This window comes from Ensifer sp., assembly GCF_031989085.1.
GTDB lineage: Bacteria > Pseudomonadota > Alphaproteobacteria > Rhizobiales > Rhizobiaceae > Ensifer.
On the sequence record NZ_DALZXU010000002.1, the window covers coordinates 341,258 to 367,270 of the forward strand.

At 62.7% G+C, this 26,013-nt stretch carries 23 protein-coding genes and 1 pseudogene; 12 read left to right on the plus strand and 12 right to left on the minus strand.

The window, feature by feature from the left end:
• The 9 genes and pseudogenes from doeA to RTP54_RS14505 all read right to left on the minus strand — a co-directional run bounded on the left by doeA (position 1) and on the right by RTP54_RS14505 (position 8,640).
• Entirely contained in the window at positions 1-1,182 is a 1,182-nt protein-coding gene (gene doeA, locus RTP54_RS14465) for an ectoine hydrolase DoeA (protein WP_312363669.1), read from the minus strand.
• A 31-nt stretch (positions 1,183-1,213) separates the two neighbouring features.
• Positions 1,214-2,206: an ectoine utilization protein EutC gene (gene eutC / locus RTP54_RS14470; protein ID WP_312363671.1), complete on the minus strand. Its 993-nt coding sequence runs from the start codon at positions 2,204-2,206 to the stop codon at positions 1,214-1,216.
• The gene (gene eutB / locus RTP54_RS14475; RefSeq protein ID WP_312363672.1) at positions 2,203-3,210 is read right to left on the minus strand and encodes a hydroxyectoine utilization dehydratase EutB; all 1,008 of its coding nucleotides are present in this window, start codon (positions 3,208-3,210) and stop codon (positions 2,203-2,205) included. The genes eutC and eutB overlap by 4 nt, the downstream gene beginning before the upstream one ends.
• Positions 3,211-3,212: 2 nt before the next feature.
• The gene (eutA, locus tag RTP54_RS14480; protein WP_312363673.1) at positions 3,213-3,992 is read right to left on the minus strand and encodes an ectoine utilization protein EutA; all 780 of its coding nucleotides are present in this window, start codon (positions 3,990-3,992) and stop codon (positions 3,213-3,215) included.
• On the minus strand, positions 3,992-4,654 hold the full coding sequence (gene ehuD, locus RTP54_RS14485) for an ectoine/hydroxyectoine ABC transporter permease subunit EhuD (RefSeq protein WP_312363674.1): 663 nt from the start codon (positions 4,652-4,654) through the stop codon (positions 3,992-3,994). Before ehuD ends, eutA begins: the two co-directional genes overlap by 1 nt.
• Positions 4,655-4,657: 3 nt before the next feature.
• On the minus strand, positions 4,658-5,317 hold the full coding sequence (ehuC, locus tag RTP54_RS14490) for an ectoine/hydroxyectoine ABC transporter permease subunit EhuC (RefSeq protein WP_112817264.1): 660 nt from the start codon (positions 5,315-5,317) through the stop codon (positions 4,658-4,660).
• A gap of 78 nt (positions 5,318-5,395) precedes the next feature.
• On the minus strand, positions 5,396-6,247 hold the full coding sequence (gene ehuB / locus RTP54_RS14495) for an ectoine/hydroxyectoine ABC transporter substrate-binding protein EhuB (protein WP_112807020.1): 852 nt from the start codon (positions 6,245-6,247) through the stop codon (positions 5,396-5,398).
• Between the two features lie 62 nt (positions 6,248-6,309).
• Positions 6,310-7,095 (minus strand): ectoine/hydroxyectoine ABC transporter ATP-binding protein EhuA, encoded by a 786-nt coding sequence (gene ehuA / locus RTP54_RS14500; protein ID WP_312363678.1) that lies wholly within the window; start codon positions 7,093-7,095, stop codon positions 6,310-6,312.
• 124 nt (positions 7,096-7,219) lie between these two features.
• A pseudogene (locus RTP54_RS14505) lies at positions 7,220-8,640 on the minus strand (PLP-dependent aminotransferase family protein).
• Positions 8,641-8,706: 66 nt separating this feature from the next.
• On the opposite strand from RTP54_RS14505, the gene RTP54_RS14510 reads away from it, so the two are divergent.
• The 4 genes from RTP54_RS14510 (at position 8,707) to RTP54_RS14525 (ending at position 13,307) form a co-directional block, all read left to right on the plus strand.
• On the plus strand, positions 8,707-9,189 hold the full coding sequence (locus RTP54_RS14510) for an Lrp/AsnC family transcriptional regulator (protein ID WP_312363680.1): 483 nt from the start codon (positions 8,707-8,709) through the stop codon (positions 9,187-9,189).
• Between the two features lie 119 nt (positions 9,190-9,308).
• The gene (locus RTP54_RS14515; RefSeq protein ID WP_312363681.1) at positions 9,309-10,805 is read left to right on the plus strand and encodes an NAD-dependent succinate-semialdehyde dehydrogenase; all 1,497 of its coding nucleotides are present in this window, start codon (positions 9,309-9,311) and stop codon (positions 10,803-10,805) included.
• Between the two features lie 49 nt (positions 10,806-10,854).
• A complete protein-coding gene (locus RTP54_RS14520) occupies positions 10,855-12,231 on the plus strand; it encodes an aspartate aminotransferase family protein (protein WP_312363682.1) in 1,377 nt (458 codons plus the stop codon).
• Positions 12,232-12,236: 5 nt separating this feature from the next.
• Entirely contained in the window at positions 12,237-13,307 is a 1,071-nt protein-coding gene (locus tag RTP54_RS14525) for an alcohol dehydrogenase family protein (RefSeq protein WP_409517151.1), read from the plus strand.
• Between the two features lie 228 nt (positions 13,308-13,535).
• Here the strand turns inward: RTP54_RS14525 and RTP54_RS14530 are convergent, their stop codons facing one another.
• From RTP54_RS14530 to uxuA, 3 genes are all read right to left on the minus strand, one after another.
• Positions 13,536-15,311, minus strand: coding sequence for an adenylate/guanylate cyclase domain-containing protein (locus RTP54_RS14530; protein ID WP_312363686.1), 1,776 nt, complete (start codon positions 15,309-15,311; stop codon positions 13,536-13,538).
• 195 nt (positions 15,312-15,506) lie between these two features.
• The gene (locus RTP54_RS14535; RefSeq protein ID WP_112832362.1) at positions 15,507-16,199 is read right to left on the minus strand and encodes an RraA family protein; all 693 of its coding nucleotides are present in this window, start codon (positions 16,197-16,199) and stop codon (positions 15,507-15,509) included.
• A 10-nt stretch (positions 16,200-16,209) separates the two neighbouring features.
• Positions 16,210-17,400, minus strand: coding sequence for a mannonate dehydratase (gene uxuA / locus RTP54_RS14540; protein ID WP_312364410.1), 1,191 nt, complete (start codon positions 17,398-17,400; stop codon positions 16,210-16,212).
• A 201-nt stretch (positions 17,401-17,601) separates the two neighbouring features.
• Here uxuA and RTP54_RS14545 point away from each other — a divergent pair, with 201 nt between their 5' ends.
• From RTP54_RS14545 to RTP54_RS14580, 8 genes are all read left to right on the plus strand, one after another.
• Positions 17,602-18,345, plus strand: a complete 744-nt coding sequence (locus tag RTP54_RS14545; protein WP_312363689.1) for a FadR/GntR family transcriptional regulator — start codon at positions 17,602-17,604, stop codon at positions 18,343-18,345.
• Positions 18,346-18,465: 120 nt separating this feature from the next.
• A complete protein-coding gene (locus RTP54_RS14550; protein ID WP_112832359.1) occupies positions 18,466-19,425 on the plus strand; it encodes a substrate-binding domain-containing protein in 960 nt (319 codons plus the stop codon).
• Between the two features lie 69 nt (positions 19,426-19,494).
• Positions 19,495-21,039: a sugar ABC transporter ATP-binding protein gene (locus RTP54_RS14555; protein WP_312363693.1), complete on the plus strand. Its 1,545-nt coding sequence runs from the start codon at positions 19,495-19,497 to the stop codon at positions 21,037-21,039.
• Positions 21,036-22,028 carry an ABC transporter permease gene (locus tag RTP54_RS14560; protein ID WP_312363695.1) on the plus strand — a complete coding sequence of 331 codons (993 nt, stop codon included), beginning with the start codon at positions 21,036-21,038 and terminating at the stop codon, positions 22,026-22,028. Before RTP54_RS14555 ends, RTP54_RS14560 begins: the two co-directional genes overlap by 4 nt.
• Before the next feature lie 107 nt (positions 22,029-22,135).
• Positions 22,136-22,921: an SDR family NAD(P)-dependent oxidoreductase gene (locus tag RTP54_RS14565; RefSeq protein ID WP_112832356.1), complete on the plus strand. Its 786-nt coding sequence runs from the start codon at positions 22,136-22,138 to the stop codon at positions 22,919-22,921.
• A 20-nt stretch (positions 22,922-22,941) separates the two neighbouring features.
• On the plus strand, positions 22,942-24,054 hold the full coding sequence (locus tag RTP54_RS14570) for a mannonate dehydratase (protein WP_312363698.1): 1,113 nt from the start codon (positions 22,942-22,944) through the stop codon (positions 24,052-24,054).
• 9 nt (positions 24,055-24,063) lie between these two features.
• Complete coding sequence (locus tag RTP54_RS14575; protein WP_312363700.1) at positions 24,064-24,954, plus strand: SMP-30/gluconolactonase/LRE family protein; 891 nt, start codon at positions 24,064-24,066, stop codon at positions 24,952-24,954.
• Positions 24,951-25,973, plus strand: a complete 1,023-nt coding sequence (locus RTP54_RS14580; RefSeq protein ID WP_312363702.1) for a hypothetical protein — start codon at positions 24,951-24,953, stop codon at positions 25,971-25,973. The genes RTP54_RS14575 and RTP54_RS14580 overlap by 4 nt, the downstream gene beginning before the upstream one ends.
• Positions 25,974-26,013 lie beyond the last annotated feature (40 nt).

Genomic DNA, 26,013 nt, shown 5'->3' on the forward strand with positions numbered 1-26,013 from the left:
TCAGTCCTTCACGAAAAGCTTGCGCGGCACATTGGCGAGGCATTCGACCCCGGTCTCGGTGATCAGGATGCTTTCAGTTGTCTCGAAGCCCATGTCCTCGAGCCACAGACCGGTCATGAAATGGAATGTCATGCCAGGCTTCAACTCGGTCCTGTCGCCGGGGCGCAGGCTCATGGTGCGCTCGCCCCAATCCGGCGGATAGGACATGCCGATCGAGTAGCCCGTGCGGTTGTCCTTGACGATGCCGTACTTCTTCAGGACCGCGAAGAAGGCCTTGGCGATATCCTCGCAGGTGTTTCCCGGCCTGGCCTCTGCAAGGCCTGCTTCCATGCCTTCGAGCGTCGCCTTTTCCGCGTCCAGGAACGCCTGGGTCGGCTTGCCGAGGAAGACCGTGCGCGACAGCGGCAGATGGTAGCGATTATAGCAGCCGGCGATCTCGAAGAACGTGCCTTCACCCGATTTCATCGGGCGGTCGTCCCAGGTCAGATGCGGCGCGGATGCCTCGACGCCGGAGGGAAGCAGCGGCACGATCGCCGGGTAGTCGCCGCCGATGCCGTCGACGCCGCGCGTGCCGGCATCGTAAATCTCGGCGACGAGATCGCATTTGCGCATGCCGGCCTCGATCTTGTCGAAGATGCGCTGATGCATGCCTTCGACGATGCGCGCGGCGTTGCGCATATAGGCGATCTCGGTCGGGCTTTTTACTGCGCGCTGCCAGTTGACCAGCGCCGTCGTGTCGACGAAGCGGGCATTGGGCAGGTGTTTCTGCAGGGCGGCATAGGCGGCTGCCGAGAACCAGTAATTGTCCATCTCGACGCCGATTGTCAGCTTGTCGAGGCCGCGCTCGACAAGCTTGGCGGCGAGATAGTCCATCGGATGGCGCTCCGTGGATTGCACGTAATGATCGGGATAGCCGATGATGTTGTCGTGGCCGAGATAGGCCGTGAATTTCGCGCCAATGGCATCCTGGCCGCGGCCATACCAGATCGGCTCGCCGGTGGGCGGCACCACTACGGCCTGATGCACGTAGAAGGACCAGCCGTCATACCCGGTCAACCAGGCCATGTTCGTCGGGTCGCTGACGATGAGAAGGTCGACACCCTTCTGCTCCATGGCCTTGCGGGTCTTGGCCAGCCGCGCCTCGTACTCCCCAAGCGAAAATTTGAGGTTGGGTTGGGTCATGTCTCTCCCTCATTCTCCGGCCCTGCCGGTCTCAGCTGTCAAATATCGTGCCCTTGCCGCACTCCAGTGCGCGGGCAACGGCGAGCGTGGCGATGGCGGTGTCCTGGATGCCGGTTCCGGTCAGGTCGGCGATCGTGCGCTGGCGGGCGTCGGTGCGCCCTGGCCGCTGGCCGGCGATGATCTGGCCGAGTTCGGCAAAATCGGCATCGGCGGCGATGCGGCCCGCCTTGATGGCGTGGTGAAGCTCACCGAGCCGCCGCGTCTGCGTCAGCCTGTCGGCGACATAGAGCGAAGCCTCTGATATCGCTGCCGGCTCGATCTCGTTCTTGTGTTCGGCATCGGAGCCCATGGCAGTCACATGCTGCCCGGGCCGAAGCCATGCGGCTTTCAGGATAGGGCTCTCGGCCGGCGTGGTCGTGATGATGATATCGGCGCCAGCCGCCGCCTGTTCCGCGTCGCTTTCCGCCCGGACGGGAATGCCGAGTTTCTCTCTCAAGGTGCGGGCAGCGAGCGTCGCCTTTTCGCTGTCGCGGGCCCAAAGCCGTGCTTCCTGGATCGGGCGCACCAGGCACAGCGCCTCGAGTTGCAGCATCGCCTGCATGCCTGCGCCGAAAACGGCGGCGACGGAACCGTCCCCGCGCGAAAGGTGCCTTGCGGCCACTGCGCCTGCGGCCGCCGTGCGGATGTCGGTCAGGTAGCCATTGTCGAGCAACAGCGCCTGGACGACGCCTGTCGTTGCCGACAGAAGCACCATCATGCCGTTGGTGCTCGGCAGGCCGAGCTTGGGGTTGTCGAAGAAGCCGGGGCTGATCTTGATCGCAAAACCGTCGAGGCCCGGCACATAGGCCGTCTTGACGTCGACTTCGCCACGATGTTCCGGGATATCCAGGCGCAGGATCGGCGGCATCACCACGGCCTTGGTGGCAAGCGCCCGAAAGGCATTCTCAATGCAATCGATGGCGGCAAGGTCGAGCGGAACGATCGCACGCAGATCCGCCTCCGTCAAAATCGTCATGCGCGTCATGCCGCATTCTCCCGCAACAGATCTGTCTCGCCGTTGACGACACGCCGGTGCAGGTCCATGTCGACGTTGCGGCCCGAAAGAATGAGCGCGACGGGCCGGCCGACCGGGTCGATCTTGCCGGCGAGGATGGCCGCGATGCCGACGGCACCTGCGCCCTCGACGATCTCGCGCTCCAGCGCATAGGCGTGCTGCATGCCAGCTGCGATCTCGGCTTCCGAGAGCAGGATGACATCGTCGAGCAACGCCTGGCACATCGAAAAGGTCACATGATTGGCAAGGCCGATGCCGCCGCCGAGCGAATCTGCAAGGCTCGGCATTTCGGCAATCTCGACGGGGCGGCCCGCGTCGAGGCTCGCCTTCATCGCCGCCCCGCGCTCCATGGTGATGCCGATGACGCGGATGTCCGGATGCTGCGATTTGACGGCAAGTGCCACGCCGGAAGCGAGACCGCCGCCCGAGAGCGGAACGAGAACCGTCCCGACATCCGGCATGTCATCGACGATTTCGAGCCCGAGCGTGCCCTGGCCGGCAACGATGGCCGGATCATCGAATGGCGGTACGATCGCCAGCCCATCCTGCTCGACGAGCTTCTCGACTTCGCGCTGGGCGTCATCCTGCGAGGTGCCTGTGATCAACACCCTGGCACCAAGCCGGCGAATTTCGGCGACCTTGTTTTGCGGGACGAGGCGCGACATGCAGATTGTCGCAACGGTGCCTTCGGCTTTCGCGGCATAGGCAAGAGCCCGGCCGTGGTTGCCCGTGGAGGCGGCAACGACACCGCGCTTGCGCTCGGCGGGCGGCAGGGACAGGAGCGCGTTGCAGGCGCCACGCAACTTGAAGCTCCCCGTGGTCTGGTGATGCTCGAGCTTGAGGCCAACCGGCACATCGAGGCGTTCTGACAGGGATGGAGAGGGGGCGAAGGGCGTCCTCAGCACATGGGCCGAAATTCGCCGCGCGGCCGCTTCGATGCCGCCGAAGGTCACGGGCAGGAGAGATCCCGACATGCTCACGCTCCAGCCATCGGCAGCGTCATCAGCCGGCCGAGCTGAGAGCGGTGCATGTCGTCGCCGCAAAGGCGCAGGCAGGCCCAGGCGGTCGCCAGATTGCTAGTCACGACAGGTTTGCCGATCGCATCCTCGATCCTGGCGGCGACGGAGGCGGCGCGCACCGCCGTGCATGATACGAACAGCGCGTCCGAACTCGGTGCAGTGGCCTCGCGCGCGAAGGCGACGAGTTCGTCGAGGCCGATGCGCGCCATGTCGCGGTCGTCCGTCAGGCCAAGGCAGGTGAACCGGTCCATCGAAAATCCACGGTCGGTAAAATAGTCCGCCATCGGGCGGCTGGTCTCGAGCGTGTAGGGGGTCAGGACCGAGATGCTGCTGGCACCAAGGGCGCGCAAGCCTTCGACGGCCGCAGCGGTCGGAGTGACGACCGGTACGCCGGGCTTCGCCGCCCGGATTGCGGCCGTGACCTGATCGTCGCCGATGACGACGGAGGCCGACGTGCAGGAATACATCACGACATCGAGCTCTTCGTCGGGGAGGATGAGGCCGGCAGCCGTCGTCAGCTGCGGCTGCATCGCGCGAAGGTTCTCGGGCGTGACGGGGTTGGCATAGTGGATGCGCGCGACATAGACGCCGATGCGCTCGCTTGCGACCATGTGGCGGAAATCCGGCTCCGTCGTGTGATCGGTGGCAAGGATGATTAGTCCGACGCGTTTTTCGAGCGGGCGGTCGTCGAGCCTCGGGTGACGGGAGGCGAGTGCAAGCGTAAGCGTCTTGTCCATCAGCGTTCCTCCACGCGGCTGTAGCGTTCTTCGAGCCATCGCAGGAATACGACGGAGATCAGGCTCATGATCAGGAAGAACACGCCGACCAGGGTCATCGGCTCGATATAGCGATAGTTGCTGTTGGCGATGCTTTTCGCCTGGTTCATCAGCTCCAGAACGGTAATGGCCGACAAGAGCGGCGTCTCCTTGAACATGGCTATCAGGTAGTTCGCGAGCGCCGGGATCATCGGCGGGATCGCCTGGGGAAGGATTACGTGCAGCCAGGTCTGGTGCATGGTCAGGTTGGTCGCCCGGGCCGCTTCCCATTGGCCGCGCGGAACGTTCTCGATGCCGGCGCGGTAGACCTCGGCCGTATAGGTACCGTAGTGGATGCCGAGCCCGATCACGCCGGCGACGAGCGCCGGCAGGCTGATGCCGATGTCGGGAAGCACGTAGAAGATAAAATAGAGCTGCACGAGCAGCGGCGTGCCGCGGATGAATTCGACGAGGAAGCCGACGGTGCGAGCAATCGGCTTGGGTGCCGAAAGCCTGAGGATCGCAAAGAGAAGGCCGACGACGGCGGCGACTGCAGCCCCCAATACGGTGGCGAGGAGGGTTATCTTCAGTCCCTCGAGGAGGGTGGGCATGATCTGCCAGACGAAATTCCAGTCCCATTCCATAGATCAGGCCCTCACGCCGTCAAGGCCGCGCGTCATGCGCCGTTCGAGCCACCGCATGCTGCGCGAGATGACCCAGGACATCGCGAAATAGAGAACGAGGATCACGGTGAACGGGATCAGTGTGTTGCCGGTCTGGGCACGCACGACCTGGGCCTGAAACGTCATGTCCGTCAGCGAGATCAGCGACACGACGGCCGTGCCCTTCAGGAGCTCGATGGCGTTGTTGCAGAAGGTCGGCAGCATCAGCGGCAAGGCCTGGGGCAGGATAATGTGGCGCATCGACTGGTAGCGCGTGAGATTGAGCGCAATGCACGCCTCGCGCTGTTCGCGCCCGATCGCCTTCACCGCGCCGCGCACCACTTCGGCCCCATAGGCCCCGACGTTGAGACCGAGCGCCAGGACGCCGGCCTGTAGTGGCGTCAGCGTGATGCCGGCGAAGGGCAGGACGAAGTACACCCAGAAGAGCTGCACGAAAATAGATGTGCCGCGGAAGAACTCGATATAGGTGGTTGCCAGCGCCCGCACAGCAAAGAAGCGGCTGACGCGCGCAAGGCCCGCGGTAAAGGCCATCACGACGGCGAGTGCCGAGCCCAGTACCGTCAGCTGCAGCGTCACCAGCGCGCCCTGCAATATCAGCCCTATGTAGCCGGACCAGTCGATCATCTTTATCTACGTTCCAATCATCGTCAGCCGTGGGGACGGCTCCCGCGTCGAAAGTTCGAACGAGGGAGCCGGAGTGTGTCACTTGGCGGCGCAGAGCTTTTCGCGGGTGGTCGACATCGCGGCCTTAGCGGAAAAGCCATATGGTTCGATGATCTTGGCGAACTCGCCGGATTCCTTCAGCTTGGCCAACTCGACGTCGAAGGCGTCCCGCAGCGCTTCGTCGCCTTTCTTGAAGGCGGCGCCGTCACAATAGACCGGTGCACCTTCGACCGGGGCGACAACCTCCAGGTTCGGATCGTTGGCCTTCGACATCAGGTCGTTGATCGACAGGACGGGCAGGGAATAGACGTCGATGCGGCCATCCTGCAGCATTTTCAGTCCGCTCTGGCCGTCCGGCACGACAATAACGCGATCGCGCGGCACACCGGCTTCGAGCGCCAGTTTTTCCTCCGTACCGCCACCCGGCGCACCGATCTTCACATCGGGGTTGTCGGCCACGTCCTTGTAGCTCATTAGCTTCAGCGGATTGCCTTTCTTCAGCGCGAAGGCTTCCGCGTCGCACAGCACCGGCTCGGAATAGGCGACCGCTGCACAGCGCTCCGGCTTCATGAAGAGGCCGGCGGTAATGGCATCATGCCGCCCGGCCTGAAGACCGGGGATCATTGCGCCATATTCAGAGATCGACGCGGCGACATCGGCGACGCCGAGACGCTTGAAGATCTCGCGGGCGACATCCGGTGCGGCACCCGAAACCTTGCCGTCGGCGCCGACCGCGGTGAACGGCGGTTCGTTGGCAATCGCAATGCGAGCAAAGCCCTGATCCTTCAATTGCTGCAGCTTGTCGTCGTCGGCCGCGGCCGGTGCAGCGGAAAGGACAGCCACCAACGTCGAAACGCTTGCGGCCATTGACATGAAATGCGTGATTTTCATCGGTATCGGCTCCTCTGGCTGTTCTTCATCTTTTTGGTTGGGGCACATCCCGGCGCGAACGCTCAGACGCGGTGCCCTGCCGCGATTATCTTGCGCAGGAACACTTGCGTGCGCTCCTGCTTGGGATGACGGAAGATGTCGTCCGGCTTGCCTTCCTCGACGATCCGACCACGGTCGAAGAAAAGGATCCGGTCGGCGAAATCATGGGCAAAACCCATCTCATGCGTCACGAGAAGCATGGTCATGTCAGTCTCCGACGCGAGCTTGCGCATGACGTTGAGCACCTCCTCGACGAGTTCGGGATCGAGGGCGGAGGTGACTTCGTCAAACAGCATGATCTTCGGCGACAGCGCGAGCGCGCGGGCGATTGCTACTCGTTGCTTCTGTCCGCCAGACAGCTGCGCCGGCATGCTTTTCGCCTTGTCGGCCATGCCAACCATGTCGAGAAGCTCCATCGCCCGCTTTTCCGCAACAGGCCGGGCCATGCCCTTCGTCAGCATTGGAGCGAGCGTGACATTGTCGAGAACGCATTTGTGCGGAAACAGGTTGAAGTGTTGGAACACCATGCCGATCTTCGCGCGCATCCGCTGGAGATACCGCTCGTCGGCGGCGACAAGGCCGCCATTGCCCGGCATGTGATAGAGCTGCGCTCCATCGACCTCGATATGGCCACCGCTGATCGTCTCCAGCGTCATCAGCATGCGCAGGATCGTCGTCTTTCCTGACCCTGACGGGCCGATGAGCGCGAGCTTCTCGCCCGGCATGACCTGCATCGACAGACCGTCGAGTACGGTCAGCGGGCCGTAGCGCTTGATGATGTTGTCGATGCGGATGATGGGATCGGGCATTCACGTCTTTCCCTTGGTGGGGACCGGTGATGCCCTAACGATGATCGTCCATCTAAATCATGTCAATTGGAATAATAATATCATTACAATTATTCCGAGTCCGCCCATGAATTAAGCGAAGACCTCAAATCGCAAGCAACAGCGCTTCGGGATTTCCAAGCGCCAGCGAGGCGACGATGCCGAGGCCCTGTCGCAATTCCTGCTCGCTCGTCGAGCCGAGGGAGATGCGCACCGCCGGCCGCCAACCGAGTTCGGAGGTGCGGAAGGAAGACCCCGGAGCGATCGCGACGCCCCGCAACCGCGCCTGTGAGACGAAGCCTTCCTCGCTATGGCCCTCCGGCAGGGGCAGCCAGATGTGCAGGCCCTGGGGGTGCGAGCGATAGTCGAGCGTGCCGAGGCTTTCGGCGGCAATCGCATGGCGCGCAGCCAGCGCCCGACGCTGCCAGTCGACCAGTTCCAGTGCGGTTCCGTCGCTGACCCAATGGGTCGCGATCTCGGCGATGGCTGGGGTCGCCATCCAGTTGGAAACCAGGTGCCGATTGGCGACGGCTGCCACGTAGCGGTCGGGCGAGGCGAGATAGCCGATGCGCAGGCCCGGCACGGTGATCTTGGTGAAACTGGTGATGTAGAGCGTGCGCTCCGGCGCGAAGGCCGCCACCGGCTTCAGCCCCGCATCGACGAGCGGACCGAGGATGTCGTTTTCGATGATGGCGATGTCGTGCCGGCGGGCAACGTCGGCAAGGGCTGCGCGCCGCGCCTCGCTCATCAGCGTCGCCGTCGGGTTGATGACCGACGGCTGCAGGAAGATCGCCCGGATGACGCCTTTGCGGCACGCTTCGTCCAGCGCTTCCGGGATCATGCCGTCGTCATCGATGGGCAAGCCTTCGAGGTGGATGCCGAGATAGGTCGACAGCGGCACCAGCGTGTGGTGGCTGACTGCCTCGGTCGCGATCGTCGAGCCGGGCGGCGCGACGCTCATCAGCGCCACCGTCATGGCCGATGTCGCGCCGTTGGTGAGGCTGATGTTGAGCGGCGAGATCTGGAGGCCGCACCGCGCGAGCCATTCGGCGGCGACGCTGCGGTGGCGCGGGAAGACCATGTTGGGGCGGAAGGAGAGCGCCGAGCTGGAAGGCAGGTTCTCCGCAAGCCAGCCGAAGGCGCCGCGCATCTTCTGCAGATGCAACTGTTCACAGACCGGTTTGAGGATCGACAGGTCGATCAGCTCGCCGAGGCGCTCGGGCAAATAGGGCGGTTCCGGCTCCTTCCCCTGGGTCTGCACGAAGCTGCCGCGTCCGATTTCGCCGGACACCAGCCCCCGGCGGATAAGCTCGTCATAGGCACGGCTGACGGTTTGAACGGAAAGTGCCAGCTCGTCTGCGAGTTGACGATGGGTCGGGAGGCGCTGCCCGTTCGACAGCTTGCCGTCCTGGATGGCGCGCGCGAACTGCTCGGCCAGGGAGAGATAGGCCGGGCGGCGGAGCTGTTCGGGATCTGGGCGCCAATTTGTCATGATTTTACACTGCTGAAAATCAGGTCAATTGACAACGCCAAAATCAACACCCAATCTCTTTTCCTGATTTGACATGAAACAGCACGCGCGAAAGCCCCGAAATGAAACTCGACGCCATCGACCTGCGCATCCTTGAAGCGGTCCAGCAGGACGGGCGCATCACCAAGCTGGCGCTCGCCGAAAAAGCAGGGCTTTCGCCGACGCCTTGCTGGATGCGGCTGCGCAAACTGGAAAAGGCCGGCATCATCACCGGCTATCATGCCCGCGTTGCGGTGCGCCGCGTTGCGCCGGTCGCGAGCGTGATGATGGAGGTGACGCTCGGAAATCACCGTCAGGCAGATTTTGAACGCTTCGAGCGTGCCGTCGCGACCATTCCCGAGATCACCGCCTGCTGGTCGGTCGGCGGCGGCGTCGATTACATCCTGAAGATCGTGGCTGCCGACATCGACGCCTACCAGCGGCTGGTCGATGGCCTGCTTGATCGCGAGCTCGGCATCGACCGCTACTTTACCTACATCGTGACAAAGACGATCAAGGATGAAACCGTTCTGCCGCTCGCCGCGTTACTTTCCACTTCGCTTTAGACCATCTGTCTGCGTTCAAGCGAAAATTCAGACAGATTCTCTCTTGGCTGCGCGTCGAACAGACAATTTCTCGTCCGCCGGCTGTCACCATCTCTGCACCACCTGCCGAGGAGATGCCGATGACCGCCGTTTTCGCCCGCCCGCCTTTCCACGATGCCTTGAACCAGCTGAAAGATCGCCATCTGCTACGCGAGCTTGCCTATGTCGGCGGGCGCTGGACCTCTTCGCGCCAAGGCAACAGCTTTGCGGTCACCGATCCTGCGACAGGCGGTTCGCTCGCCTGGGTAGCTTCACTCGACGGTGACGAGACGCTAACGGCGATCGATGCGGCAGTTTGGGCCTTTCCCGGCTGGCGTGATCTTCCTCCCCACCACCGCGCTGCGAAGTTGCGCCGCTGGGGCGACCTGATGATTGGCGCCAAGGACGACCTCGCCTTGATCATGGCACTGGAGCAGGGAAAGCCGATTGCCGAAGCGCGCGGCGAGATCGACTACGCCGCATCTTTCCTCGACTGGTACGCCGAAGAGGGAAAGCGACTGAATGCCGAAAGCGTCACCAGCCATCTCACGGGAGCGGAGATGATCGTGCGGCGGGAAGCGCTCGGCGTTGTCGGCATTGTCACTCCCTGGAATTTTCCTTCGGCGATGGTAACGCGAAAGGCGGCGGCTGCCCTTGCGGCCGGCTGCACGGTCGTCGCCCATCCATCCTCGGAAACGCCGCTCTCGGCGCTTGCGCTCGCCGAACTCGCCGAGCGGGCTGGCATTCCGGCCGGCGTCTTCAACGTCGTCACCGGCAATGCCGCGACGATCGTCGGGCAGATGTGCGCCGACAACCGGGTCCGTGCCATGAGCTTTACTGGTTCGACGGAGATCGGTCGGCTGATCGCCGGGCAATGCGCCCCGACGATGAAGCGACTTGTCATGGAACTGGGCGGCCATGCCCCGCTTATCGTATTTGCCGATGCGGATATCGAAAAGGCCGCCGATATCGCGATTGCAGCAAAGTTTGCGACCTCCGGCCAGGATTGCCTGGCCGCCAACCGCATCTATGTCGAGCGCCCGGTCGTTGAGGCTTTCAACGCCGCCCTTGCGACACGCATCGCCGCGCTGAAGGTTGGCCCCGGCCTCTGTGCGGGTGTCGACATCGGACCGCTCATGCATGAGCGCGCGATCGCCAAGGTGGAGGAGCAGGTCGCCGACGCCTTGAAACGGGGCGCGACGCTCGTTTGTGGTGGCGGGCGGCACGACACAGGTCCGCTATTCTACGAACCGACGCTTTTGACGGATGTTCCCGACGACGCCCTGATCATGCGGGAGGAGACCTTCGGTCCGGTTGCGGCCGTTACCGCATTCGACAGCGAGGCGGAGGTGATCGCCCGGGCCAACGACACGGAATACGGCCTCGTCGCCTATGTCGTGACGGAAAACGGCACAAGACAATGGCGCATGGGCCGTGCCCTGCAATTCGGCATGGTGGCGATCAATCGGGTCAAGATCACCGGCGGGCCCGTTCCGTTCGGTGGCTGGAAACAATCGGGTCTCGGCCGCGAGGGCTCCAGGCACGGGCTCGAGGCCTTCACCGGACTCAAATATCTCTGCATCGACACCGCCGCCTGACATCAAGCGCGGCAAACCCATTCAAGACGACGGCATAAGGATAAAGGCAATGCTCGACCGCAACAACGAACTGACCGCCTGGGACCGGGATCACTTTTTCCACCCATCGACCCATATGGGAATGCATGCGCGCGGCGAAACACCGACGCGGGTCATTGCCGGCGGCGAGGGCGTCTACATCACTGATGTCAACGGCCGCACTAGTCTCGACGCCTTTGCCGGGCTCTACTGCGTCAATATCGGCTATGGCCGCCAAAAGATCGCGGACGCCATTGCCGAACAGGCGAAGAACCTTGCCTATTACCACGCCTATGTCGGCCATGGCACCGAAGCGTCGATCACATTGTCGAAGATGATCATCGACCGCGCGCCTGAGGGCATGTCGCGGGTCTATTTCGGTCTTTCAGGCTCCGATGCCAACGAGACAAACATCAAGCTGATCTGGTACTACAACAACATTCTTGGCCGCCCCGAAAAGAAGAAGATCATCTCGCGCTGGCGCGGCTATCACGGTTCCGGCGTGATGACTGGATCGCTCACCGGTCTTGCGCTGTTTCACAACGCCTTCGACCTGCCGCGCGCGCCGATCCTGCATACGGAGGCGCCCTATTACTTCCGCAGGCCCGACCGTTCGATGGACGAGGTGCAGTTCGCGCAATATTGCGCCGACAAGCTGGAAGAAATGATCCTTGCGGAGGGACCTGAAACGATCGCTGCCTTTATCGGCGAACCGATACTCGGAACAGGCGGCATCGTGCCGCCGCCCAAGGGCTACTGGCAGAAGGTCCAGGCCGTGCTCGACAGATACGACATCCTGCTTATTGCAGACGAGGTTGTCACCGGATTCGGTCGCCTGGGCACGATGTTTGGTTCCGATCACTACGGCATGAAGCCGGATCTTATCACCATCGCCAAGGGACTTACTTCCGCCTATGCGCCGCTGTCCGGGACGATCGTTTCCGACAAGGTCTGGCAAGTGCTGGTTCAGGGATCCGACGAACTGGGCGCGATCGGCCATGGCTGGACCTATTCCTCCCACCCGATCTGTGCGGCAGCGGGGATCGCCAATCTCGAACTGATCGACGAGCTTGGCCTGGTCGAGAATGCCGGTGTGACCGGCGCCTATTTCCGTGAGCGCCTTGCAGACGCAGTAGGGGGGCACAGGCATGTCGGCGAGGTTCGCGGTGACGGAATGATGGCGGCCGTGGAGTTCGTTGAAGACCGGGACGACCGCCGATTCTTCGAGGCCGGCAAGAAGATCGGCCCCCAGGTCGCCGCAGCCCTTGCCGAACGCGGCGTGATCGGCCGGGCCATGCCGCAGGGTGACATTCTCGGTTTCGCCCCGCCTTTGTGCCTGACGAGGGAAGAGGCTGATGTGGTGGTGAAGGCAGCAGCGGCGGCCATCGAAGAGGTGTTCGCACGATGATCACCATGCGCGCGATCCCAAGCACGATGAACGCAGTGCAACTCGTTGGTCACGGGGGTATCGATAAGCTCTTCTACAACACCTCCGTCCCTGTACCGGAACCTGCCGGTGACGAGGTGCTGATAAAAGTCTCGGCTTGCGGCATGAACAATACCGATGTGTGGGTGCGCCAGGGTGCCTATGGCACCGAGGATGATGCCGCAGCGGTTTCTACGTGGCGCCGGCAGGGAAACACACTCACCTTTCCGCGCATCCAGGGCACGGACACGGTTGGCCATATCGTAGCCGTCGGTTCGGGCATCGATCCCGCGAGGATCGGGGAACGAGTCATGGTGGATTTTTCAATCTACAACCGTGACGACGACAGTCTCGCCGACATCGATTACATAGGCCATGGCCGCGATGGCGGCTACGCGCAATACATGGCGCTTCCGGCGCAGAATGCGCATGTGGTTGATACGGACCTGACGGATATCGAGCTTGCAACATTCTGCTGCGCCTATTTGACGGCGGAACGCATGCTCGAGCGGGCTCGTCTCGCTGACGGTGAGACGGTGCTGGTGACCGGTGCATCGGGCGGGGTAGGCAGCGCAATCATCCAGTTGGCGCGCGTCCGCGGTGCCATCCCGATTGCCGTCACGAGCCCAGGCAAGGAGCAATCCGTGCTCGCTCTCGGCGCGCAGGCCGTGGTGACGCGTGGCGACGGTGATCTCGTCGCCGCGATCCACGAGATTGCGAATGGCAGGCCAATCGATGTGGTCGCCGATCTCGTCGCCGGACCGCTCTTCAATGACCTGTTGAAAGTGCTCAGACCGGAAGGCCGATATACGACGGCCGGCGCGATTGGCGGACCGGTGGTCCAGCTCGATCTGCGCACGATGTATCTGAAACAGCTCGAACTGCACGGCTCGAGCCAGGGCAGCCGGGCGGATTTCCGGCGGCTGGTCGGTTTCATCGAAGACAAACGAATCCGGCCGCTGGTCGGCGGCGTCTATCCGCTTTCCAATTTCCATCGCGCGCAGACGGATTTCATGGCCAAGGGCTTCGTCGGCAATCTCGTCGTTGTTCCGGATTGAGCCGCGAACTGGCGGCTCGCGTGGGCCGGCGGCCGCCAGCCGCGTATGCCGGCGCGCGCGTCATCGCCGCCGCAAGGACTTTCGCCTCGATGGCGACGACGCTGACTATGCGGATCGAATGTCCGGCGTCCTATGTTTTGGATCTTCCAAGTGCTTGGCCGGACCCCAGAGATGGCGCATGACGTATCTCAATGACAGGCTTTCCGGCGTCGGCCAGGGGAGGGACTGCTACTCGTTGATAAGACGCGTCTCTCCCGGCGGAAGCCCATGCTCGATCAGCCTGTCGAGGTAGTCGCAGTAAGGGCTGCCTTCATAGAATGGGTGGGCCGCCTCTCGGACGTATCCCGCATTCAGGTTCGGAAATTTCTTCAAAGCCTCAGAGATCCAGACCTTGACTTCATCGGTCTCGCCCGTCCTGAGAGCCAGCAACGCTGCCCCGATGAATGGATAATAGGTTGTGCGCTCGAATGACGCGCCTTCCCGTAGATGCATCCGGGCCGTTAGGAGGTCATCGGGCTCGCCCCTCAGCATCAGGCCAACGCCAAGCAGTGTCTTGAACGCAAACGTAGATGGATCGTGAGGACTGAGGTCGATGGCATTTCGCGCGGCTCTGATCGTTGTATCGGCGTCCCTGAGCCGTACGGCTGCCATTCCATGGGCGAAGTGAAGAAACGCGTAGTTGCGATTTAATGCAAGGCCCTGTTCGGCGACAGGCATGGCCTCAGCCGCTCGCCCGGCCACCGTAAGAAGGAGCGACATCATCGCGTAGGCGATATCGCTCCGCCTGTCGATTTCTAATGCCTTGGTGGCGAACGATAATCCCTCCTTGATGGCGACAGGCACGTCTGCGGCACGTCCCCAAAGGACGAGTGCGTATCGGTGACGCGCCAGGTAGGCGTAGGGAAGGGCGAAATTAGCATCGTGTTCGAGCGCCTGTCGCAGGAATTTCTCGGCAGTGGCTTGCGAACCTGCTTCGAAGGAAAGCAATTCGGCAAGGCCGCGGTGGCACAGCTCCCAAGCAGTGAGGTTGTCGGTCGATTTGGCGAGAGCGAGGCCTCGTTCGTGCGCTCCGAGTTCCGGTTCGATGCCCGCGATAATCCGGCGTGTTATCTCATCCTGCACATCGAAAAAATCGGCGATCGGACGATCCCACCGCTCGGCCCAGATATGTGCTCCGGACAGTGCGTCGATGAGCTGCACAGTGATCCTCAGCCGATCGCCTGACCGCCGAACCGATCCTTCCACGATATAGCGCACGCCAAGTTCTCGGGCGATCTTGCGTACGTCCCTGGCTGTTCCCTTGTCGGCGAAAGTCGAGTTGCGAGCGATCACGAACAGCCATCGAAAGCGACCCAGTTCCGTGATGACGTCTTCGACCAACCCGTCGGCAAAGAAGTCCTGATCGGAGGTAGCGGAAAAACTCTGAAATGGGAGAACCGCGATCGACGCACGTTCCTGTCCGGAGAGCCGAACCCTGCTCGGCTCCGTGCCGTCCACCTCGACCTGCCACACGTCAATTGGGTCGGGAATGTTCTTGACCGACTGCGGGCCGAGCCACGTCATCCCCGCCTCTATCTTGCCTTGCACATGATCGTAGATCGCGCGAGATATGCAGATGCCTCCGGCGGGTGCGATGGTTTCGAGACGCGCGGTGATGTTGACACAGTCGCCGAGAATATCGTCCCCATCGATCACCACGTCTCCCAGATGAAGACCGATACGGAAACGCAGACGTCGGTCTTCCCCTTGCGGAGATTCGCGCGAGATCAAGTTGCGCTGCATCAAAAGCGCCGCTCTTACCGCCAACACTGGCGACGAGAAATCGACTAGCAGCCCGTCGCCCATGGTTTTGACGATGCGGCCACCGCCTTCGCTGATCGCCGGGTCAATCACGCAGGTTCGCGCGTCGCGCAGCCGTGAAATGGTGCCTTCCTCGTCCGCCGCCATGAGACGAGAATAGCCGACCAAATCGGCCGCCATTATTGTGGTAAGGCGACGCTCCACTGTTTCCCCTCCGCCAGGAAAGTACAGTATCGCCTGATAGGCAAATGCGAAAGCACTCTTGAACCGCGCCCATCAGTTGTCGGTCTTGGAACCAACGTCTACCCGGTAGAGGGCCGCTGCCGACTGGTTGCCTTTCGCTTTAAGATGGCGATGGGCCGGGCGAAGAGAGCGTCGATGTCTTCCAGGCGATCCCCGTCACATGACGCCGAAGCGCTCGAAGGCCTCGACGGTGCTCATGCCGGCTTCGATCGCCAGGCGGACCTTGTTTTCCGTTTCGGCTTTCTCAAGCGCGAGCGTGATCGCCTCCTTCTCGGCTTCGCGTGGGATGATGAGAACACCGTCGCGGTCGCCGAAGACGATATCGCCGGGGCGGATACGGATGCCGCCGATCTCGATCGGGATATGGTAGTCGACGACCTTTCCGCGCGGGCCCTGGTCCTGTGCATAGGATCCGTAGCAGAAGGTCGGGAAATCGAGGGCCAGGATGCCGGCGCTGTCGCGGCAATAACCGTCGCAGATCGCACCTGCCGCCTTCAGCTTCATTGCCCGCGTCGACATCAGCTCGCCCCAGACCGCATAGCGCGGCGATGAACCCGAACAGACATAGATCTCGTTTTCCTTCAGGCTGTCGAGTGCGTGGAACATCAGACCGAAAGGTTTGCTGCTGAACTGTGAGTGGCCGCTCGCTTCGGCAGTCGCGAAGAAATCGGCCTCGAGGACCGGCATTGCCCGCCCGACCGCAACCATGTCGTCGCGAAGCGCCTTGATCTGTGGAGGCAGGAACTGATGCTGCAGGCCCATGGTGTCGAGGATGTCACCGACCACGGCGGTGAACAGCCGGCTGCGCATGGCGGCAAACAGCTCGGTATCGTTGTCAAACTTCGTCATGTCTCTTCCTTCAAGCCTTTTGCGCCATTGCCGTCGCGATCCCGTGCATGACGCCTCTGATTTCCGCGAGGCCCTTCAGCCGACCAATCAGCGAGTAGCCGGGATTGATCCGTTCCTTGCCGATATCATCAGCCAGGAGATGTCCGTGATCGGGCCGGAGAGGGATCTGCCAGTCGATGCGATCTTCCGTTACCCGGCGTTCCTGTTCCTGCATCAGCGCAAGGATCACGGCCGGCATGTCGCTCGACCCGCCAAGATGGTCTGCCTCGTAGAAAGAGCCGTCATTCTCGCGCTGGACATTGCGCAGATGGGCGAAGTGGATGCGGGGGCCGAACTCGCGCACCATCTGGGGCAGGTCGTTGTCAGCGCGGGTGCCGTAGGAACCGGTGCAGAAGGTGATCCCGTTTGTAGGGCTATCGACGGCGGAAAGAATGCGCCTGACGTCGGCGGCTGTCGAAACGATGCGTGGCAGGCCATAGAGTGAAAAGGCGGGATCATCCGGATGGATGCACAGCCGGACACCAACTTCCTCGGCGACCGGCACGATCTCTCGCAGGAAACGGGCGAGGTTGTCATGCAGAGTATCTGGCGTCACGCCATCATATTCGGCCAGTGCGGTCAGAAAGCTTGCTCGGTTGAACTGGCGCTCGGTTGCCGGCAGCCCGGCGATGAGGTTGCGCTCGATCCGTTCGATTTTCGCCTGGTCCATCTCCGCCAGGCGTTCGCCTGCGAGCAAAATCTGCCGCTCGGAGTAGCTTTCCTCTACACGCGGTCGCTTCAGCACGAAGAGATCGTAAGCGGCAAAGTCGACGGCGTCGAAGCGCAGAGCATAGCCGCCGTTCGCCAATGGCTGCATCAGCTCGGTGCGGGTCCAGTCGACCACCGGCATGAAATTGTAGCAGACCGTGGAGATGCCCGCGCGAGCCACGGCTCTCAGCGTGTCCTTGTACCAGCCGATATAGCGCGCGCTGTCTGTGGTCGCGAGCTTGATCGAATTGTGGACCGGAATGCTCTCGACGACGCTCCAGCGCATGCCGGCCGCTTCGATCTGCGCCTTTTGCGCCAGGATCGCCTCCTGCGGCCAGGGCGAGCCGTCGTAGATGTGGTGCAGCGCCGAGACGATCCCCGTGGCGCCTGCCTGCCGGATATGGTTGAGCGGCACCGGATCGTTCGGTCCATACCAGCGAAAGCACTCTTCCATCAATCTCATGCCGAACTCCTACCCGCTTCGGTGGTTATTGTTGGACCACATCGAGCAATAATGTCCCATTGGTCCAACAATTCAAGTCTGAAAGCGGATACTTCGCAGGATAAATATCTATTTCGTCGAGCATTTCAAATTTCGGCTTGACGGAAACTGCAATCTGGACCAACAAATAAGACATCGTAGGGAGAGTGGTCGGTGAGCAGTTCAGTCAGGGAAGATGCGTTGTCAGGCGTAGACGTCGTGGAGCCCGGCAAGACCTCGGCCGTCGACCGGCTGGTCGAGCAGATCCGCGACATGATTTCCGAGCGCGGGCTCGGCATCGGCGACGCGTTGCCGACCGAACGCGATCTCGGGGAGCAGTTCCAGGCGGGCCGCAACACGGTGCGCGAAGCGCTGCAGGTTCTGCGCGCCTATGGTTTGGTCGAGACCCGGCCAAAGGTCGGCGCCGTCATCAGCGGCGGCCACGGCGAAGCGATCCGCAGGCTTTTCGCCTTCCACAACGGCATCTCGCCGGACTCTTTCCATGACCTGCAGGGTTTCCGCCGCATCATCGAGACTGGCGTCGGCGAACATATCATCCTCACGGCAAGCGATGCCGATTTCGACCGGCTGGAAGCGATCAATGCTCGCATTCTGGAGGCCGAAAGCGTCGAGCAGGCGGCGGAGTGCGACTACCAGTTCCATTCGACGATCGTCGAACTCTCGGGCAACCGCACCACGCTTGCCGCCTATCACATGCTGCGTTCGGTGATCGAGGAGGTCATGCGGCTCGGCAAGGCGGAACGCCCGGTGCACGCCGCAACCTTCGAGGCCCATGCCGAGATCATCCGAGCGCTGCGCGCCCGTGACCGCATCGCCTACGCCTACCTGATGAGTCGTCATCTGGAGTTCGGCATTCGCTTCGTCGATGCCGCGCCCGGCGGCCAGTCGTCACGATGAAAGCATAGGATTTTGGCCCAGGCCGCTGCCGGTGGACGGAGCGGTCAGGGCAGACATTTGCCGGATCCGCTCGCCCGTTGGTCCGGCAACGCAAACAGGGCAATTGGGAGGAGAACCAACATGAGCAATATGAAACGTCTGGCGCTGGCAACATTGCTCGCGACCGTCAGCTTCGCACCCGGTGCTGCCTTTGCCGGTGGCAAGGCGATTGCCGGCATCGTCTTTCAGCAGGATCAGTATTTCCGCGGCATCCAGATCGGCATGGAGAAGGCGGCGGAAGCCGCCGGCGACGAGCTTCTCGCCGGCAACAGCGACAGCAAGCTGGAGAAGGAAGCGCAGCTGATCGATACCTATATCGCCCGCGGCGTGAACTCGATCGTCGTCGCACCGCTCTCGGCCGATGCTTCGGTTCCGGCGCTGAAGAAGGCGCGCGACGCCGGCATCACGGTGGTGACCTACGGCACGTCTGCCAATGGCGATGTCGCCCAGGCGACGGTGACGAGTTCGGACCGCGATATCGGCATCGGGACAGGCAAGGCGGCGACCGATTTCCTGAAGACGCTCGGCAATGGCGAGAAGGTCAAGATCGGCACACTCGCCTTCAAGGCGCTCTTGCCCGAGCAGTCGAATGCCCGCGTCGACGGTTTCCTAAGCATCGTCAACGATCAGGTCGATATCGTTGCCCAGCAGGACGCCTGGCTTGCCGAGAAGGCGCTAGCGGTCGCAAGCGACATGCTGACCGCCAATCCGGATATCAAGGTGATCTACGCCGCCAATGAAGGCGGCACGATCGGCGCGGTGCAGGCGGTGAAGAAGGCCGGCCTTGAAGGCAAGGTCTTCGTCTTCGGAACCGATGGCTCGGAGCAGCTCGCCAACATGCTCCTGAATTCCGACAACGTACTGCAGGCGACGACCGCGCAACAGCCGCTCGAAGTCGGCAAGCAGGCGATCGAGGCAGCCCAGAACCTGCTCGACGGCAAGACGATCGAGACCAAGGTCAACGTGCCTGTTCTGCCTCTGACCCGCGGCAATGCTGAAGGGGTCGCTGCCTACAAGGAAGGCCTGAAGGCCCTGAAGTAGCGCCTGGACGTGAGCCGGTCGGCGGGTATTTGCCCGCCGCTCCTTCACCGCCGACAGCAGGAAATCCGCATGAGCAATCCGCAACCAAGGTCAGCCGCGTTGCAAGGGGTGCAGGGACGGCTGGACTTTCGGGTCGTAACCAAGCGTTACGGCCCGACTGTCGCCCTTTCCGAATTCACCCACAGCTTCGCGCCCGGTGAAGTCCATGCCCTGATGGGCAAGAATGGCTCGGGCAAGTCGACGCTCGTCAAGCTTCTTGCCGGCGTCACCGAACCGACTTCCGGCATAATCAGCGTCAATGGCGAGGACCGGCATTTCACCTCCCCGCACGATGCTTTCAAGGCGGGCATCGTCACCGTGCATCAGGAGCTTTCCCTGGTGCCGGAGCTTTCGGTCGGCGAGAATATCTTTCTCGGCCGGCTGCCCCACCGTCGCCGCGCCGGCTTCAGCGTCGTCGACTGGCCGGGCCTGCATCGGCGCGCCGGCGAACTGCTGGCCGACATGGGGCTTGCGATCGATTCCCGCCAGCCGGTCTCCGCTCTTAGCGTCGGCCAGCAGCAGGTCGTCGAGATCGTCAAGGCGATGTCCTTCAACCCGTCGATCCTGCTGCTCGACGAGCCAACCTCGGCGCTCGCCTCGCGTGAGGTCAAGCAGCTCTTTGCGCTGATCGAGCGCCTGCGCGCCCGCGGCGTGACGATGATCTACATCACCCATCGGATGAGCGAACTCTTCGAGATCGCCGATACCTGCACGGTGATCCGCGATGGCCACTATGTCGGTTCTGTCGCCATGAAGGAGACGACGCCGCCCGCCATCGTCGGCATGATGTTTGGCGATGCCGCCCGCGCGACACGTCCGCCGCGGCGACAGCTCGATCGTGCAACACCTGTCCTTGAGGTGCGCAATCTCTCCCGGTCAGGGCATTTCCAGGATGTCTCCTTCGATCTCTATCCGGGCGAAATCCTCGGCATCGCCGGGTTGCTCGGCGCCGGCCGCACCGAGCTGATGCGAGCGATCTTTGGCGCTGACCGGATCGACGGCGGTACCGTTGCATTTAATGGTCGTGACATGACCGGTGCGAGCCCGCGCGACATGCGCAAGGCCGGCCTCGGCTATACGCCGGAAAACCGCAAGGAAGTCGGCCTCGTGCAATCTCTGTCGACTGCTGACAACCTGTGCATGGCGAGCCTTGGTCCGATCTCGACCAAGGGTTTGATTTCGCGCCGGCGCGAGCAGCCTTTCATCCGCCGCCAGATCGCCGACCTGCACATCAAGTGCGGTGATCCGGAACTGCCGGTGTCGTCGCTGTCAGGCGGCAACCAACAGAAAGTCGTGATCGGGAAGTGGTTGAACCGGCAACCCTCTGTGATGTTCTTCGACGAACCGAGCCGCGGCGTCGACGTTCAGGCCAAACGCCAGATCTTCGATATCATCTGGCAACAGGCCGCCGACGGCCTTGCCAGCTTCTTCGTCTCGACGGAACTCGAGGAAGTCCTCGAAGTTGCCGATCGAATCCTCGTCATGCACCACGGCGCAGTCGTTGCCGAAGTGGATCCGACGAAAACCGACCTCACCGAACTTTACGGCCTGTGCATGGAAGGGGCCAAGCAATGACACTCGTGAGCCAGACGACGGAATCAAGCGGACAGAACACGCCGCTCAAGTTCCTGAAAACCTATCCGATGGAGATCATCCTCGCCGCCTTGGTGATCTTCCTGATATTCGTGGCACCCGGTTTTGCCTCGACGGGCAACGTCCTCAATGTGCTCAGGACGGTATCGATGCTCGGCATCATCGCCTTCGGCATGACGGCCGTCATCATCAGCGGCGAGATCGACCTGTCTGTCGGCGCCGGCGCCGCACTTGCCGGCTGTATCGTCGCCTGGTTCGCCGACCGCTTCACCGATGTCTTCGGCGATTGGGGCGCGGTCACCGTCGGTTTCGCGGCGGCGCTGCTGCTCGGCTTCATGCTCGGTTTTCTCACCGGCCGATTCCGGCAGTGGTTCAACGTGCCGACTTTCATCACCACCCTTGCGCTCTTTGCCGCACTGCGTGGTGTCGCGAACCTCATCACCGGCGGCTTCCCGATGTCGTCCTTTCCGATCGGCTTTGATTTCCTCGGCGGCGGCTATCTCTTCGGCATTCCGTTCCCGGTTTACATCTTCGCCCTGACCTTTGCCGGCATGCACTTCCTGATGAAATACACGAGCTTCGGCCGCGAGGTTTACGCCGTCGGCGGCAACATGGAGGCCGCGCGCCTCTCGGGCATCGACGTCTGGAGGGTGAAGGCGCTGACGCTTGGTCTCACCGGTGCGCTGACGGCCGTCTCCGGCACGTTGATCGCATCGCAGATCGGTGCTGGAACCGGGACGACCGCAACCGGCATGGAACTAGACGTGATCGCGGCTGTGATCATCGGCGGCACCTCGCTCTTCGGCGGCAAGGGCCGCATCTGGGGCACGCTGATCGGTGTCCTTTTCCTCGGCTGTATTTCCAACGGTATGACGCTGATGAATGTCAGCGAATATTGGCAGTACGTCGTGCGCGGCGGGATCATTCTCGGCGCCGTTCTTCTCAACCAGGTCCTGGAACGGGTGCGTTGAGGTCGGAGCGGGGTGCCCGGCATCCCGCTCTCCAGTGAAAATAGATCACGTTTGTGAGTTCGGACCTGTGCGGCCTGAAACCATCGCGATCCATCGCGGAGACAATCATGACTGAATTTGAAGGAAAGATCGCTCTGGTCACCGGCACGTCCGGAATAGGCCTTGCCTCGGCGATCCGGCTGGCGTCGTCGGGCGCGACCGTGCTCGCCTGCGGCAATGATGTTGCCACCAACGCGATCTTCGATCGGATAGCCAAAGAACGCGATCTGCCGATGTCGACGCGCCTGACCGATGTCTCCGTGGAGGCCGAGGTGGAAGCGGCCGTGCGCGAGACGGTGCTTCGCCATGGCGGCCTCGACATCATCGTCAATGCCGCAGCCGTCCATCCCTATGGCACGGTTCTCGATACCAGTGCGGAGACCTTCGCCCGCTGCCTCGGGGTCAATGTTGGCTCGATCTATCTGACCGGGCGTTTCGGCATTCCGGAAATGATGAAGCGTGGCGGTGGCGCCATCGTCAATATCTCCTCGGTGCAGGGCCATGCCTGCCAGCAGAATGTCGCGGCCTACGTCGCCTCGAAGGGGGCGATCCATGCGCTGACCCGTGCCATGGCGCTCGATCACGCGGCGGCAAAGGTCCGGGTGAATTCGGTGAGCCCCGGATCGGTGCGCACGCCGCTGCTTGCGCTTGCGGCCCGCACCTATGGTGGCGAGGGCGTCAGCGAGGCGGAGGCCTTCGCGCGCTTCGGCGCCGCGCACCCGATCGGCCGCATCGGCGAACCGGAGGAGGTGGCCGAACTCGTCGCCTACCTCGCCTCAGACCGGGCCGCCTTCGTCACCGGCTCGGATTTCCGCATCGACGGCGGTCTCACCGCCGGCATCGGCGTCAAGTAATCAGACAGGAAAATGACAAGATGAAAATCGGCCTTGGGCTCTACCGGGAACAACTCACCCCGGACAATTTTCAGTTTGCGCAGCAGGCGGGTGCGACCCATGTCGTCGCACACCTGACCAACTATTTCGCTGGCAAGGATCCGAAGATCGACAGTGGCGATCAGGGCGGCTGGGGCGATTGTTCCGGCGATCGGCTTTGGTCATACGAGGAGCTGTCGTCGCTGGTGAAGGATGTACGTGCCGGCGGCTTGGAGATTGCGGCGATCGAAAACTTCTCGCCGCGCTTCTGGTCCGATGTGCTCCTGGACGGACCCGAACGGGCTGAGCAGATCGAAGGGCTGAAACAACTCATCCGCGATGCCGGGCGGGCCGGTATTCCCTGCATTGGCTACAATTTCTCGCTCGCCGGCGTCTATGGCTGGACGCGCGGCCCCTATGCCCGTGGCGGTGCGGAATCCGTCGGCTTCGGTGTGGAAAACAGCATTGCGCCCAGCCCCCATGCCCCGATCCCCGACGGTATGGTCTGGAACATGCGCTATCGCCGTGGCGTCACCGGCGCCGCCTCCGTCTCCGTCAGCTCGGCGGAGCTCTGGGATCGCCTTGGCCGCTTCCTGAAGGAAGTCGTTCCCGTTGCCGAAGAGGCGGGTGTCGTGCTGGGCGCCCACCCGGACGATCCGCCGGCGGAGGAGCTGCGCGGAACAGCGCGACTCGTCAACCGCCCGGAAAAATACGATCGGCTGATGGCGATCGTCGATTCCCCGTCGAACGGGCTCGAACTCTGCCTCGGCTCGCTACAGGAAATGCCGGGCGGCGACATCTACGAGCACGTCCGCCGCTTCGCCCGCTCCGGCCGTATCGGCTACATCCATTTCCGCAACGTGCGTGGAAAAATGCCGCGGTATGTCGAGACCTTCGTCGACGAGGGCGATATCGACATGGCCGAGATCATCCGCATCCTGCGTGACGAGAATTATCAGGGCGTGCTGATCCCCGATCATACGCCGGCCATGACCTGCAGCGCCTCCTGGCATGCCGGCAAGGCTTTCGCCCTCGGCTACATGAAGGCGCTGGTGCAGAACGCCGAGGCGCTCGGGCCGTCGCGCTCCGTCCCGGCGAGCCTGGCGGCGGAATAGGAGGCATTGATGGCACGCGAGATCGTCTGTATCGCGCCTGTCGGCGACCGCTGCGGCGAGGGCGCCGTCTGGTCGGCGACGGAAGCGGTCCTCTACTGGACCGACATCAACCGTTTCCTCGTCCATCGCTACGACGAGGCGACACGGGCGGTTCGGACCTGGCTGTTCGAGGAGCCGGTGGTCGCAATCTCGCTGACGCGGGAAGACGGGTGTCTGCTCGTCGCTCTCGGCTCGAAACTGATCTGGTGGTGGCCGCAAACCGACCGGCGCGAGGATCACGGTTTCGTGCTGCCCGGTGCGCCGCGGGTGCGTTTGAATGACGGTCGCGCCGATCCGGCCGGAAACTTCTGGGTCGGGTCGATGAAGAACAACGTCCTGCCCAATGGCGAACTGGGCGAAGTCGGGCCTGACGAGGGCGTTCTCTACCGTGTCGCGCCGGATGGTGCGGTGACCGAATGGCGGGGGGGCCTCGGCATTTCCAACACGCTCTGCTGGAGCCCGGACCAACGCACTTTCTATTTCGGCGATACGCTGGCAAACGAAATCTATGCCTTCGACTATGATATGGAGGCGGGGGCAATATCCGGCGAACGGCACTTCTTCACCGGGTTCGACCGCGGTTCGCCTGACGGTTCGGCGATCGACAGCGAGGGGTTCCTCTGGAACTGCCGCTATGGCGGAGGGTGTATTGCCCGCATCGCGCCCGACGGGAGCCTTGCCGAGGTGATTGAGATGCCGGTGACCAACATCACCACCTGCACTTTCGGCGGCACCGATCTGAAGACGCTCTACGTCACCACGGCAGGCGCGCCTGGCGAACGCCTTGCTGGCAGTCTCCATGTGCTGCGCGTCGAGGTCGCTGGCCTGCCGGAAAACCGCTATGGCGCGCCGCCGCTATGAGTGCGACGACGACACGGCGCGCGCTCGCCTGGGCGCATGGCTGCCTTTCAACACAGTCGCTCGGCGGCATGCTTGGCCCCGTGCTGTTCCTGCTGCCCGATGGACGCCAGGTGAGCCCCTTGCATGTCGCGCCTTGGGGCAATGATCCCAAACGCGAAACGCTGCCGGAAATCCTTCAAGAGCTTCGCGGCGAGTGGCCTTGCGTTCCCTTCGGCAGCGATGCCGAGCGGCTGCTCCCGCCCGGCTGGTCAGCAACCGGCGAGAGTTTCGACGGCGCCGGCGTTCCGCATGGCCATGGCTCCAATGCCCATTGGACCTGGGGCGACTGCGACGACCACCAGATCACCATGGAATGCCATTACCCAGACGATCATCCCATCCGGTTGCTGCGCCGGCGGATCGTTCCTGACCAAAGTGCGGCTGCCGTCGACATCACGCTGGAAATCGAGGTGCGGCTGCCATGCCGCCTTCCGATCGGGCTGCATCCGACCTTCCGGCTGTCGCCGCGGCCAGGCTCGGTTGTGATCGAAGCCGGGAACTTCGACCGCGTCTGGAGTTTTCCAGGCCATGTCGAACCGGGTGCGGCGCTCTTTGCACCCGACCGGCAATGGCCGTCGCTCGCCAAGGTCGAGACACGGAGCGGCTTGACGGTCGATGCGGCGCAGGTGCCGCTTGCAGAAGAGACAGAGGACCTTCTGCAACTCTCGGGCATGGATGGACGTGTGGCGCTTCGCTATCGCGACGAGGGTTTTCGCGCACGACTGTCGTGGCAAAAGGAACATTTTCCGAGCCTGCTGCTCTGGTACAGCAACCGCGGCCGAAAGGCCTATCCCTGGAATGGGCGGCATGTGGCGCTCGGCGTCGAGCCGGTCGCGTCCGCTTTCGACCTTGGGCCGGCCGTCGCTACGGCGGCCAACCCCTTGGCATCATCGGGCGTTTCGACAGCAATCGCCTACGGGCCCGGCCAGACCTTCACCACCCGATATCGGCTTGCTGTCGAAGCTGCGCCCATGGGCTGAGCCGTGGGCTCGCCCGTTCCTTCCCAAGCGAAAGGCCATG